This is a genomic window from Burkholderia cenocepacia, from assembly GCF_900446215.1.
Classification (GTDB): Bacteria; Pseudomonadota; Gammaproteobacteria; order Burkholderiales; family Burkholderiaceae; genus Burkholderia; species Burkholderia cenocepacia.
Window position 1 is genome coordinate 1,528,797 of the sequence record NZ_UAQZ01000001.1, and the last position, 12,941, is coordinate 1,541,737.

The 12,941-nt window shown below is 66.6% G+C and carries 14 protein-coding genes; 6 read left to right on the forward strand and 8 right to left on the reverse strand.

Annotation, left to right across the window (positions count from 1 at the left end):
• Window positions 1-59: 59 nt before the first annotated feature.
• From DTA15_RS07090 to DTA15_RS07105, 4 genes are all read right to left on the reverse strand, one after another.
• Window positions 60-929 (reverse strand): PASTA domain-containing protein, encoded by an 870-nt coding sequence (locus DTA15_RS07090; RefSeq protein ID WP_006486297.1) that lies wholly within the window; start codon window positions 927-929, stop codon window positions 60-62.
• A gap of 106 nt (window positions 930-1,035) precedes the next feature.
• Complete coding sequence (locus tag DTA15_RS07095) at window positions 1,036-1,368, reverse strand: DUF2322 family protein (protein WP_006493310.1); 333 nt, start codon at window positions 1,366-1,368, stop codon at window positions 1,036-1,038.
• 53 nt (window positions 1,369-1,421) lie between these two features.
• Window positions 1,422-2,855, reverse strand: a complete 1,434-nt coding sequence (locus tag DTA15_RS07100; protein WP_012493084.1) for an MFS transporter — start codon at window positions 2,853-2,855, stop codon at window positions 1,422-1,424.
• Between the two features lie 22 nt (window positions 2,856-2,877).
• Complete coding sequence (locus tag DTA15_RS07105; RefSeq protein ID WP_006485480.1) at window positions 2,878-3,579, reverse strand: flavin reductase family protein; 702 nt, start codon at window positions 3,577-3,579, stop codon at window positions 2,878-2,880.
• 211 nt (window positions 3,580-3,790) lie between these two features.
• On the opposite strand from DTA15_RS07105, the gene DTA15_RS07110 reads away from it, so the two are divergent.
• Window positions 3,791-4,117: a thioredoxin family protein gene (locus DTA15_RS07110; RefSeq protein WP_006485487.1), complete on the forward strand. Its 327-nt coding sequence runs from the start codon at window positions 3,791-3,793 to the stop codon at window positions 4,115-4,117.
• A 10-nt stretch (window positions 4,118-4,127) separates the two neighbouring features.
• Entirely contained in the window at window positions 4,128-4,547 is a 420-nt protein-coding gene (locus tag DTA15_RS07115; protein WP_012493085.1) for a secondary thiamine-phosphate synthase enzyme YjbQ, read from the forward strand.
• Window positions 4,548-4,635: 88 nt separating this feature from the next.
• On the opposite strand, the gene atsR is transcribed toward DTA15_RS07115, so the two are convergent.
• The 3 genes from atsR to DTA15_RS07130 form a co-directional block, all read right to left on the reverse strand.
• Window positions 4,636-6,456: a hybrid sensor histidine kinase/response regulator AtsR gene (gene atsR / locus DTA15_RS07120; protein ID WP_006485471.1), complete on the reverse strand. Its 1,821-nt coding sequence runs from the start codon at window positions 6,454-6,456 to the stop codon at window positions 4,636-4,638.
• 1 nt (window position 6,457) lies between these two features.
• Window positions 6,458-6,961 carry a putative pterin-binding protein gene (locus DTA15_RS07125; protein ID WP_006485477.1) on the reverse strand — a complete coding sequence of 168 codons (504 nt, stop codon included), beginning with the start codon at window positions 6,959-6,961 and terminating at the stop codon, window positions 6,458-6,460.
• A gap of 68 nt (window positions 6,962-7,029) precedes the next feature.
• Window positions 7,030-7,905, reverse strand: coding sequence for a response regulator (locus DTA15_RS07130; protein WP_006485493.1), 876 nt, complete (start codon window positions 7,903-7,905; stop codon window positions 7,030-7,032).
• A 364-nt stretch (window positions 7,906-8,269) separates the two neighbouring features.
• On the opposite strand from DTA15_RS07130, the gene DTA15_RS07135 reads away from it, so the two are divergent.
• From DTA15_RS07135 to DTA15_RS07145, 3 genes are all read left to right on the forward strand, one after another.
• A complete protein-coding gene (locus DTA15_RS07135) occupies window positions 8,270-8,857 on the forward strand; it encodes a tetratricopeptide repeat protein (protein WP_006492057.1) in 588 nt (195 codons plus the stop codon).
• Window positions 8,858-8,979: 122 nt separating this feature from the next.
• Complete coding sequence (locus DTA15_RS07140) at window positions 8,980-9,807, forward strand: hypothetical protein (protein WP_006485481.1); 828 nt, start codon at window positions 8,980-8,982, stop codon at window positions 9,805-9,807.
• 131 nt (window positions 9,808-9,938) lie between these two features.
• Window positions 9,939-10,946, forward strand: a complete 1,008-nt coding sequence (locus tag DTA15_RS07145) for a hypothetical protein (protein WP_006492970.1) — start codon at window positions 9,939-9,941, stop codon at window positions 10,944-10,946.
• A gap of 199 nt (window positions 10,947-11,145) precedes the next feature.
• On the opposite strand, the gene DTA15_RS07150 is transcribed toward DTA15_RS07145, so the two are convergent.
• Entirely contained in the window at window positions 11,146-12,162 is a 1,017-nt protein-coding gene (locus DTA15_RS07150) for a 1-aminocyclopropane-1-carboxylate deaminase (protein ID WP_006485468.1), read from the reverse strand.
• A gap of 194 nt (window positions 12,163-12,356) precedes the next feature.
• On the opposite strand from DTA15_RS07150, the gene DTA15_RS07155 reads away from it, so the two are divergent.
• Window positions 12,357-12,857: an Lrp/AsnC family transcriptional regulator gene (locus DTA15_RS07155; RefSeq protein WP_006485484.1), complete on the forward strand. Its 501-nt coding sequence runs from the start codon at window positions 12,357-12,359 to the stop codon at window positions 12,855-12,857.
• Window positions 12,858-12,941 lie beyond the last annotated feature (84 nt).

Here is a 12,941-nt window from a genome sequence, read left to right on the forward strand (position 1 = left end):
TGGCCTGGCGGCACGGATCGCATGACGCATGCATCGCGCATGCGCCGCCTGCACGCCGTTCACTGCTTGCGACAGGCAACCTGATAGTCGATCACGGTGTTCTCGGAAGGCCGGTCCGGCTCGCCGCCCACCGTCGTCACGCCGAGCACGCCGGCCGCATTCCGGTAGCGCAGCGCGCAATACCCGATGCCGGTGCCCGAGCACGCTTCGGCTTCGATAATGCCGTGCTTCGCGAGCGTTGCAGCCCCGTCCATCGCGTCCGGCTTCTCGCGCGGCCGCAGCGGTTGCCAGCCATGCGCGATCAGTATCTTGCGGGCCGCGTCGAGCGGCTTGCCGTATACGTTCGGCACGACCGCGCGGCCGCTGCAGTGCGTGCTTTCGGCGGCGACGCGGGTCAGCCGCAGGCCGCCGTTTTCCTCGTGCAGCTCGCCGACGGGCGCTCCGGGGCCGTCGCCGCCCCAGACGAGCAGTGCACCATTCTCCAGACGATCGACCGAGCCGAGCTGCCAGCCTGCCTTGCGCGCCGTGTAGCCCAGCGCGACGAGCGTCGCGCCCTCGAATACGCCGAGGTTGCCGTTGCGCGCGAAACAGATTGCGCTCGTGCCGGCGTTGAATCCGCTGGCGAAGCTCACGACCGTGTAGCGCCCAAGCGGTGCCTCGGATGTCACGATCCAGTCGCGCTTCGCGACTTCGCGGCCGGCCGCCGTGGTCGGCTTCGCGCGATATTGCGTGCAGAACGGATCGAGCGAACCTCTTTCAGGCGAGTGCGGCAGCGTGCCGAGCGGCACGAGCGACGCTCCGGCGATATCGGAGGCCGTGCGCAGCGGCTCGGCCGATGCCGTGCCGCCGAACGTGGCGCCGGCAAATACCGCGACCGAAACGATCGACGCCAGATGCCGGGTGAGCGGCGAGGCAACGGAAGGAAGCACGCTGGTTGTCTCCGGGGAAAGTGGGACGGGCGCGGCAAGCGCTTTTTCGCCCGTCCGTCACGGTCGCGCGCGCCGCCTGGCGGCACGCGTACGTGTCGCCGCCGACTCAGTCCTTCGCGACGACGTCGATGCGCAGTGCGTCGCCGCCGGCCACGATCGCCAGCAGACGATCGACGTTCGGGTGCGCGCCCGGACGATTGCGCGCGTCGGCCGTATGCTCGGCGAACACCGCGAGGCCGTGCTCGGCCGCTTTCGCGTCGAGCGTGCCGAACGCCTGCTTCAGATAGTGGTACACCGCGAGCGAGCCCTGCTTGCCTGGCTGGTTCTCGATGGTCGCGACCACGTCGCCGTTCGCGCCGACGAGATCGATGCGCGCGATGCCGTCGATGGCCGGCAGTTGCGCGAGGTTGTCCTTGAATACTGGGGTCGGTTGAATCACTGAAAACACTCCGTCGGTTCGGTCATGGGCCAAGGTGCGTGGCCGGCCGTATCTTATCCGATCGGCCTCGGTGCGCCGGCCCGCGTGCCGGTGCTGGCCGTGCGCCACGCGAGCGCCGCGCCCGCGAGCTGCAGCGCGCTGCCCGTCAGCATCGCGACCCGCAGGCCCGACGCGCCGCCGCCGCACGCGTCGTACAGCGCGCCCAGCAGCGCGACGCCGAAGACCGCGCCGATCATCCGCGTCACGTTCATCAACGATGCCGCGGTGCCGGCGCGCGCGGCGTCGACTGCGCCGACCGCCGTCGCGGCCAGCGAGCCGACCGCGAGGCCGAGGCCCGTGCCGGTCAGCGCGAGCCCCGCCTCGGCCCACGCGAGCATCGGCGCGTGCGGATTCGTCGACCCGGCCGCGCCGATGCCGATCGCGGCGAGCCCGAGCCCCATCAGCGCGACGCCGCCCGCGCCGGCCGTGCGTGCGCCGACGCGGGCCGCAACGGCACCGGAGCCGAACGACACGAGCGCGAACGGCACCGACATCGGCAGCAGTGCGAGGCTGGCGCCGCTGGCGTCGAGCACGTGGTGGCTTTGCCATGCGAGCGGGAGCACGAACAGCATCCCGTAGCCGCCGAACGTCATGGCGCCGTTGCCGACCAGCATCCCGCGGAACGCGCGATTCGCGAACAGGTCGAGCGGCACGAGCGCGGCCGTGCCGAGCCGCCGTTCGATCCGCACGAACAGCGCGATCGCGGCCGCGCCGGTCCCGATCAGCAGCGCCGCGCGCTGCGGGTCGTGGCGCGCGTCGATCGTCGCGAATACGACGCAGCCGATCGCGATCGCACCGAGCACCTGCGCGGCCGGATCGAAGCGCCGGCCCCGCGGATCGGCTGATTCCGGCACGACGGCGCTGGTGAGTGCGATCGCGGCGATGCCGAACGGAATCACGACGCCGAAGATGCTGCGCCAGCCGAGCGCGTGGATCAGCACGCCGCCGAGCGTCGGGCCGACGATCATCGCGATGCCGCCGCACGCGGCCCAGATGCCGAGCGCGCGTGCGCGTTCGGCCGGATGGCGCCAGAGCACGCGGACGATCGCGAGCGACGCGGGGATCAGCAGCGCGGCGCCCGCGCCGGCGAGCGCGCGGCCCGCGATCAGCACGCCCAGCGTCGGCGCGAGCGCGCACACGACCGACGCGCCGCTCAACACCGTCGCGCCGAGCACGAATGCACGCCGCCTGCCGTACAGGTCGCCGATCAGGCCGCCCGTGAGCAGCAGCACCGCATACGCGAGGTTGTACGCGTCGATCACCCATTGCAGCGCACCGACGCGGGTGCCGAACGCGGTGCCGATCGGTTCGGTCGCGAGATTGACGATCGCCGTGTCGATCTGCGCGATCAGCACGGCGATGCACAGCGCCGGCAGTGCCAGGCGGTGCCGGGCCGGCGCGGCGACATCGGCCGCACGGGGGGCAGCAGGGCGGCGTATCGGATTCACAGGCGTTCTCCCACGCGCTTCATTACCGTGCGCTACCGGCCAGCATGCCCGCGTCGCGCGAACGCTCGATGTCGGGGCTGCGATACGCGCGTTCGGGAATCTCGGCGAGCCGCGACGGATGCACCTGCTGCGGCGCCAGCCCGTAAAACTTCTGGAAGCTCATGATCAGCGGCGACCACTTGTCCGGATCGATGCGGTCCGGATGACCGTCCATCAGCAGGTCGGGATGCGCGTGCACGCGCTGGATGCGCAGCTCGAACACGCGGATGCGGCCGCGCAGGTCGGGCGTGTCGTCGCCGATTCCGTAGGTGGCCGCGACGATCGCCTCCATGTGCACCGGGCATTCGAGCGCGCGCGGCGGCGTGACGGTTTGCGATGCCGCTTCGGTCAGCCCAGCCGTGCCGAACTTGTCCGGTTCGAATACGTAGCCCTTCGCGCGTTTGCCGTCGGGTACCGGGTACGTGCCCGTCGTGCGCGCGATCCGGTCGACCGCGTCCGCCTGCGCCGACGACGGCAGGTTCAGCACGCATTCGCCGGTGCGCAGCAGGTTGCGGGTGGTCTGCGAACTGGCAGCGATGCCGATCACGCCGCGCCAGCCGAGCCAGAACGCGGACGAGATCGGCGCGAGATTGGCCGTGCCGTTTTCGTTCAGCGTGCTGACCAGCACGACGGGCGTGCCGAAGTAGAGGATGTTCGGTTCGGTGACGCAATGCGGTGCATTCATGGTCGAGGCCTTTGTTGACGGGATCGGTTCCCATGCTGATCCCGTCGCGGCGATGCGGCGCTCCGAATCTTGTCGTGTCATTCCGGACGATGCGCGCGGACCGCGCCGGCAGCGCGCGGGCTTTTCCGCTACAGTAAGAAATCGAAGGCCGCACCCGCCCGCATCGCGCCGGCGCGTGCAGTCACGTTCCGCCAACGCACACGAGGGCCTGATGGACACCGAGCAACGCTACACCGCCAACGCGCCGACCCGCGCGGAAGTCGACGCACTGGGCGGCGCAACCGTCATCGAATTCGGCGCGAACTGGTGCGGGATCTGCGCAGGCGCGCAGCCCGCGATCACGGCGTCGTTCTCCGCGCATCCTGCCGTGCGGCACTTGAAGATCGAGGACGGCCCCGGCCGTCCGCTCGGCCGCTCGTTCGGCGTGAAGCTGTGGCCGACGCTGGTGTTCCTGCGCGACGGGGTCGAAGTCGCACGCGTCGTGCGCCCCGCCGACGCGAAACAGATCGAAGCCGACGGCTTCGCCGCGCTGGCCTGAGGTCATGGCGATGCAACAGGCCATCACGCACGTCGGCGTCGACACGCGCGGCGGCGGCCTCGTCGAAATTACGCCGCAGGTGCGCGCGTTCGTCGACCAGCAGGCGATCCGAACCGGCCTGCTCACAGTGTTCTGCCGCCATACGTCGGCGTCGCTGCTGATCCAGGAGAACGCGGATCCGTCGGTGCAGCGCGATATCGAACGCTATTTCGCGACGCTCGCGCCCGAGGACGACACGCGCTACGAGCACGACACCGAAGGCGCCGACGACATGCCCGCGCATCTGCGCACGGCGCTCACGCAGGTGCAACTATCGATCCCGGTCGAGCACGGACGCATGGTGCTCGGCACGTGGCAGGGGATCTATCTGTTCGAGCATCGTCGCGCGGCGCACCGGCGCGATATCGTGCTGCATCTGCTCGGCGAGTAGGCGAGTAGGCGAGTAGGCGAGTAGGCGAGTAGGCGAGTAGGCGAATCGCCGGGCAACGGGCACGCGTGATGCCGCGCCGGCGCGCGGCTCAGGCGAGCAGTGTCTCGACGAGCGCGCCGAGCTCGCGCAGGTGGACCGGCTTCGGCAGGAACGCGTCGAACACCCGCTGGTTCTCGCGCAGCGCCGCCGATTCATACGCGCTGACGCCGAGGATCGCCGGATGCCGACCGTTGTCGTCGGGTTCCGCCACCGCCCGAATACGCCGCGCCACGTCGAATCCGCTCAGGTCCGGCAGTTCGAGATCGAGCACGACGAGGTCGTAGCGGCCCGTGCCGAAGCGCGCGACGCCTTCCTGCCCGGTGCCGCACAGATCGGCGTCGACGCCGAGCGCCGAGAGCATCGCGCCGAGCGTTTCGCGCGCGTTGTCGTTGTCGTCGACCACCAGCGCGCGCCGGCCGTGGTACGCCAGCGCGGGCGGCGGCGCGGGCGCATCGCCGGCGGCAGTGCCGGCCGTATCGACGCCCGGCACTTCGACCGGCAGCGTCACGACGAACTCGCTGCCTTCGCCGACCACGCTGCGCACGTCCACATGCCCGCGTAGCGTCGTCACGATTTCGCGCACGACCGCGAGCCCCATGCCGATCCCGTCGACGTGCAGCCCGACCGCGTCGTTCGCGCGATAGAACGGCTCGAAGATCTTCGACAGATGTTGTTTCGCGATGCCGGCGCCGGTGTCGCGCACGGCGATCTTCAATTGCTGGCCGGCCGCCGCGTCGGCAAGCGTGATCGCGACCGTGATCGAGCCGCCGACAGTGTACTTGACCGAGTTCTCGATCAGATTCGACAGCACCTGTCGCAGCAGCTTGCGATCGGAGCGGATCGCGAGGCCGGGCGGCTCGACGAGCTGCGTGACCGCGATCCGTTTCGCGACGATCTTCTCGCGTAGCGGTTCGAGCGCTTCGGCGAGCAGCGGCGCGATGCCGACGGTCTCCAGTTCGGCGACGCGCTTCGTCGAGCGCAGCTTGATGTAGTCGGTGAGGTCCTTGACGAGCGCCTCCAGCGACAGCGCGGAGTTCTGCAGCCGCCGAATCGTCTTCAGGTTCGCGTCGGACTGCGAGCGCGCGAGCAGGATCTCGATCGATCCGCAGATCGCCTGCAGCGGCGTGCGCAGTTCGTGGCTGACCATCCCGAGGAACGCATTCTTCGCCTCGATCATCTCGAACGCGCGGTCCGACGCCTTGCGCTCCGCATCGAGCGCGGCGTTTTGCCGTTCGAGCAGGTCGTCGCGCGTGCGCATCGTATAGAGCAGCAGCAGGAACAGCGCGCACAGGAGCACACCGAGCACGATGCCGAGGATCAGGATCGCGCGCTGTTTGTCCTTCAGTTGATGGAACGTGAAATCGCGCTGAGCCATTTCGATCGCGCGGAAGTAGTTCGCGAGGCCGTTAACTTTCGGCCAATACGCATTGACTTCGTCGATCACCTGCCGCGCCTGCATCGGCGACTCGCGCAGCAGCGGCACCTCGCGCTTCAGGCGCGTCATGAATTCGCCCAGCGCGTCGATCTCGTTGCGCGCGCGCGGGATGCGCAGCCAGTATTGGGACACTTCCGACGGCCGCTGCAGGAACCCGAACGACACCGACAGGCTGTCGAGCTGCATCTGCAGGTGATCGAAGTCTTCGTCCTCGCGCGTCGCGTAAAGAATCAGCTGACGATCGAAGCGCGTATACACGTTGCGGTATTGCGCGGCGGTCCAGAACACGCCTTCGCGCGGCCCCTCGAGCACGCCCTCGTTGACCGAGGTGGCGAGGAGATCCCACAGCAGGAACGCCCACGCGGCGAACCCCATGATCCACAGCGAGCCGAGGACCAGGATGATTTTTCTATTCTTCCATCGCCGCCGCGTCATGTCACTTCACGGTCAGACCGATGATCTGCCACGCGAACTTGGCTTCGCCGAGCGGCGTCTTCAGCTCGTCGGGATACTGGTCGCGCGGATACATGATCCACAACGGGCCGTAGTTGTCGTTGCCGAGCACCTTGCCGTTCATCGTCCGCGCGAGGATCACGCCGTACTTGTCGGCGTCCGACACGGGAATCGTGAACGTGTATTCGTCGATGCAGCGAAATTCGATCTGCGTGCCGTGCGCGCCGACCGTCTTCAGCACGTCGGACAGGCGCGGGCCGGTGAAGGTCGCCTTCGGCGTCCAGCTCGTCGACGTGACGATCGTATGCTGCGGCAGCGCCATCAGCGCCTGCTCGGAAAAGACGTAGCTCATCTTTCCCTGCTGGTTGCTCTTGCTGATCTTGCCGTCGACGGTGAACGTGAACGACGACGCGGCCCACGCCGCGGTGGCCATCCCGAGCAGGCAGGTTGTCAGCAGGCTTTTGATCCAGATGGTTGAAATGCGCATGTTTTTCCCTCGGTCTTATGGTGCGTGTAGCGGGTTGTCGCGCCGGTCGCCGTTTCCGTGCTCGGTGCTCAGTTCGTCGCGGCCGCTGCCGCCGGCAGCGTGAGTTTCAGTTCGCGGGCGACTTCCGCGAACAGGATCGGCAGGCGCACGGGCTTTTCTTCGCAGCGCGCGTTGTAGTGCGACACGATGTGCGCAATCTCGTCCTCGCTCGCTTCGCCGGTCGAGATCTTGCCAGTCAGCAGGAAGATCGGCGCGCCGCTGTTCTCGCTCGAGCGGATGCCGCGCACGAGTTCGGCGGCCGTCTGGTCGCCGAGCATCCAGTCGAGGATGTAGCCATCGAAATCCTCGACCTCTAGCGCCTTGCGGAAGCTCGCACCGTCGAAGTACGGAATCGCGTTCACGCCTTTCTCGATGAAGTATTCACAGACCGTTTCGGCGACGTCGTGCGAATCGTCGACCACGGCGATGCGCGCCGCGTACACATTCGGCTGCGCCGAGCGCAGCTCGATCACGTCGACCGGATACGTGCGGCCCTCACGCGCATGCTCGCGTTCGGTGACGATCCATTCGCCCTGCCACTGCAGCGCGACGAAATCCGTTTCGATCTGGCTGGTCGCCTTCGTCGAGATCGCGGCGCGGCAGCGAAAGCGCTTCGACTCGATCACGAACGTCGCGTCGATCATCTCGGCCGCGGCCGGCTGCGTGCCCTTGTCGTCGAGCAGGATCGCGGGCGGCACGCCGAAGTGCGTCGCGATGTCCTGCAACTGCGACAGGTTCCACGGGATCAGGCCTTTCATCTTGCGCGTGACGACCGAGAAGCTCAGGCCGAGCACGTTCGCGATCGTCGTGTTGTGACTGCGCGGCGGAATGCCGTTCCGGTTCAGGAGATCGCGCACCTTGTTGGCGGTGATGAGATCGACGTTGGCCTGCTCGGTGGTGGACATCTCGATGGGGTCTCCAGGGGTTTTGGGCGAGGTAGAGCATATCAAAGCTGACGTGTCACGCAAACTTCAAACACGCTAAGGGCCTTGACATGCCGTTTTTCTCCATTATTATTGCTCACCACGTCACTATTGTTTGTTGCGTCATGTTTGGAGATCGATTCCGGCCCTGGTCGGACAGCGAAAAGCGGCAGCAATGAAGTAGTGATGGAACGATTCGAAGAGAGAACCTGAGAGAGCCTAGGACTGCGTGTCGGCGTTGGCGGATGGAATTGTATCCGCTGCGCCGCGCGCAACCGGGTACGAGCTCGCGGGGTGGGATAGCTCGAAGCATTGCGGCGCCGATAAAAATTTGAGGAAAGTACCCATGTATCGCCGTTTACTCGCACCGGGGCTGCTGTTGCTGTTGGCCGCGTGCGCGCAGGATCCGTCCGTCACCGGGAACACGGTACGGATCTGCGACGACACAGGTTGTTCCGATCGCCCTAAAGATCAGGTCTCCTATCAAAAAAGGGACGAGGCGGAAGACCTCGAAGAGCCGCGCATCGCCGCGCTCAAGCAGACCGCGAAGACCCAGCCGAAGGCCGCCTACGACCTCGGCCTGCGCTATTTCCGCGGCGACGGCGTGCGCCAGGACAGCTACCAGGCGCTCAAGTGGATGCGCGAGGCCGCCGAACGCGGCGACCTGAACGCGCAGAAGGCGCTCGGCAGTTTCTACCTGTTCGGCCTCGAGGAAATGGGCTCGGATGCGCGCGAAGCGGAGAAGTGGCTGTCGATCGCGGCCGGCCGCGGCGACAAGGAATCGAAAAAGCTGCTCGATCTCGCGCGCAAGGCGAAGAAAGAAGACGAAGAAGACTGGAAATGGCGCACGCAATGGCGTGACGTCTATTACGGCTACTGGTACTCGGGCTATCCGTACTACGGCGTCTGGCAGCAGACGTACTGGTACTACTGACCGGGCATCGAGCAACGGGGGCAGCCGCGGGGAGACCACCATCGCGCGCCACGCCGGGGGGCTTATCGAAGTTCGCACGGACACATAAGCCGAACAACGACTCTAATCGATCGACAACGACAATGAAGACCAACCTTCTCCAACGTCTCACTCAAGGTGCGCTGATTGCAGCGCTTGGCGCGTCCGTCGCGGGTTGCGGCGGCGTGGTGACGCCCGGCGGGCAGAACGCCGGCGTGACGGGCGCCGCGGCTGGCGGCGCGAGCGCCGGCGCCGATTCGCAACTGCAGCGCTGCACGTCGCCGCTCGGCACGATCGCGGTCGACGACGGCCGCAATGCCGACTGGTGGGGCCCGTTCGGCAGCGCGACCAAGATGACCACGATCGACCCGCTGCTGCGCCTGGCGGTGCAGCAGTCGAACTGCTTCGTGATCACGTCGATCGGCAACCAGAAGAGCGACGCGCGCCTGTCGCGCATCACGCAGCTGCAGCGCAACTCGGGCGAATACCGCGCGGGCTCGAAGCAGCAGAAGGGCCAGCGTGTCGCGGCCGACTACTACATGGAGCCGCAGATCGTGATCAACGATTCGCCGATCGGCGGGATCGGCAGCATGATCGGCGGGCTGATCGGCAACAGCGCGGTGGCGGCGGTGGCGGGCCACCTGCAGACGAAGGCGTCGGTCGTGACGCTGACGCTGTTCGACGTGCGCTCGGCGGTGCAGATCGCGGCGTCGGAGGGCAGCTCGACGGCGACCAACTACGGCGCGGCGCTGGGTGGGTTCGGCGGCGGCGTGGGCGGCGCGCTGGCGGGCTTCTCGTCGACGCCGGAAGGCAAGGCGACGGTCGTCGCGTTCATCGATGCGTACAACAAGATGGTCGTCGCGCTGCGCAGCTACAAGGCGCAGGACGTCAAGGGCGGGCTGGGCCGCGGTGGCCAGCTGCAGGTCAACTGACGTCGCCGGGCCGGCGAGGGCCGCCGGCCGATTGCCTTGATTCCTGGTGTCCGATTCGTGAGGGGCGGTGCGTGCGGCACGATGCGCGCGTACCGGCTGCGTTCGTCCTGTTCGTTCGGAGGGTGATCCCGATGAAAGCCGTTGCACTGATTGCATTGACCTGTCTGGCGCTGACCGCTTGCGGCGGTGGCGACGACAATTCCTCGCCCGCGGCGTCCGGCGGGTCGGGCACGACCAACAACGGCGGCAGCGGCGGCACGGGCGGCACGGGTTCCGGCGGCAGCGGCGGTTCGGGTGGCTCGGGCGGCGTCACGCTGACGTGGCGCTACGAGGCGCAGCCTGTCGCGGCCGACAAGGCGAGCTTCCTGACGCTGATCAACAACGAAGGCGCGAAGGGCTATCGCTATCTGGGTGACTACTTCTACACTGCGGGCAATGGCGGAACGCAGTCGATCTTCGTGAACGATGGCACCGCGCAGACCTACACATACCAGTTGCAGACGGCACCGGCCGACATGACGTCCTTCGTTAATGCGGCCAACGCGCAGGGGGCGAGCGGCTACCGCTACGAAGGGCCGCTCACGTACGGCGATCTCTATCGCAAGGATGGCGGTTCATCCGCCACCTACACGTACACGACGACTAGCCTGCCGGCCGATGCCAACGCGTTCCTCACGCAGGCGAACGGCCAGGGCCAGTCGGGCTACTGGTTGCTCGGCCCGTTGATGGTGGGCGCCGTGCAGGCGAACGTGTACATGAAGAATAACGCGTCGAACGCGACCTATACGTACGACGCGCTGGCGCCGACGTCGACCGTCAACGACTTCATTGCACAGGCCAACAGCGAAGGGGCGAAGGGTTATCGCGCGAAGGGCGGCATGGCATTCGGTACCGCGATCTCGTGGATCTACGTGAAGGACCAGACGCAGTCGCCGACCTTCACGTACCAGTCGGCCGCGATCCAGTCGACCGGCGCGAGCTTCGTGCAGCAGGCCAACACGTTCGGCGCGCAAGGAGGCGCCTATCTGAGCGATCTGGCTCTGGGCACCCCCACGCCGGTGATGGCATCGTTCTATTTCACGCCGAAGAACTGCACGGGCTTCCTGTGCACGACGCTAAATCCGCTCACGCAGAATTAGGCGGGCGCGTTGCCCGCTGCTGCATTGCGCGAGTCGTTGCAACTAGCACGATCCGAGTACGTCGAATCGAGTGCCTCAGGTGCGCCACGTGATATGCGGCTGCATCTTTCGCCGCCGGCTTGCCGGCGGCATTTCAATTTATACGTGTGTCGGTTTGGGTACCGGGGCCGTTAAGTGCGAACTGTCTCGAAAAGCGACGTCACCCGTTGCGAAAAATCCCGTTATACGCACTCAACGCCGGCGCCCCGCCGAGATGCGCGTACAACACCTTCGACCCCGGCTCGAATTCCCCGAGCCGCACCTTGTCGATCATCCCGTGCATCGATTTCCCTTCATAAACGGGATCGGTCAGCATGCCTTCCAGCCGCGCGCACAGCCGAATCGCTTCCAGCGTGCCGTCGCTCGGCAGCCCATATTCCGGGCCGCCGTAACGCGTGTCGAGCACGACATCCCGTTCGACGATATCGCGGCCGAGCCCGACCAGCTCGGCCGTATGCCGCGCGATGCGCGTGATCTGTTCGCGCGTCTGTTCCGGCTTCGCCGACGCATCGATGCCGATCACGCGGTCCGCGCGCCCGTCGGCCGCGAAGCCGACGACCATCCCTGCCTGCGTGCTGCCCGTCACCGAGCAGACGACGACGTAATCGAACCTGAAGCCGAGCTCGGCTTCCTGCGCGCGCACTTCTTCCGCGAAGCCGACGAATCCGAGCCCGCCGAGCGGATGCTCGGAACAGCCGGCCGGAATCGGATACGGCTTGCCGCCCGCCTGTCGCACGCTCTCCATCGCTTCTTCCCAACTACGGCGAATGCCGATGTCGAAGCCGTCGGCGACGAGCCGCACGTCGGCGCCCATCATCCGCGACAACTGGATGTTGCCGACCCGGTCGTACACCGGATCTTCATAGTTGACCCAGTGCTCCTGCACGAGCACGCACTTCATCCCGAGATGCGCGGCGACGGCCGCGACCTGGCGCGTCTGGTTCGACTGCACGCCGCCGATCGACACGAGCGTATCCGCGCCTTGAGCGAGCGCGTCGGGAACGAGATATTCGAGCTTGCGCGTCTTGTTGCCGCCGAATGCGAGGCCGCTGTTGCAGTCCTCGCGCTTTGCATACAGCTCGACCTTGCCGCCGAGATGCGCGCTCAGGCGCTTGAGCGGCTGGATGGGCGTCGGGCCGAACGTCAGCGGGTAACGGGGGAAGCGTTGCAGATTCATCGGCGGGGCTCCGGAACAAGGACGAGGCGGAAATCGGATCGTTCGGGCGCGGCCGGCAGGCCGTGCTCCGATGACGAAAATGATAGGCGGAAGCACGGGAAATGAGCTTGCGAAATCAATTGCGGCAACCTACGTTATCGACGATATGAGCGGAAGATAAACAATTTCAATTCGTCTAAAACGAGGTTTGCACAATGAAATTAGATCGAAGCAGTGCATCGCCGGCCGACGCCGCACCGGCGCTCGACCGGATCGACCGCGCGATCCTGCGGCAATTGCAGCAGGACGCGTCGATCTCGAACGTGAGCCTCGCGGCGAAAGTGAAGCTGAGCGCGCCGGCGTGCCTAAGGCGCGTCGAGCGGCTGAAGGAAATGGGGCTGATTCGCGGCATCGTCGCGTTGCTCGACCCGAAGCCGCTCGGCGCCGGGATGCTGGTCGTGATCGGCTTCGTGCTCGATCGCTCGACGCCGGAAACGTTCGCCGCGTTCGAGAAGGCCGCGCAGAATGTGTTGGGGTGCGTCGAGTGCCATGTCGTGACCGGCGAGTTCGACTATTTCATGCTCGTGCGCACGCGCGACAACGACAGCTTCAATCGGCTGCACGCGGAACAACTGCTGTACCTGCCGGGCGTACGGCAGGTGCGTTCGTTCATGGTGCTCAAGGAGATCCTGTCGACCCATGCGTTGCCGCTGTAGCGCGGCGGGACGGCCGGTTTCGCGTCGGTCGGCCGCGCGGAACGAATCGCGATTGCACCGTTCATACGTCAGTTCGCGTCCTTG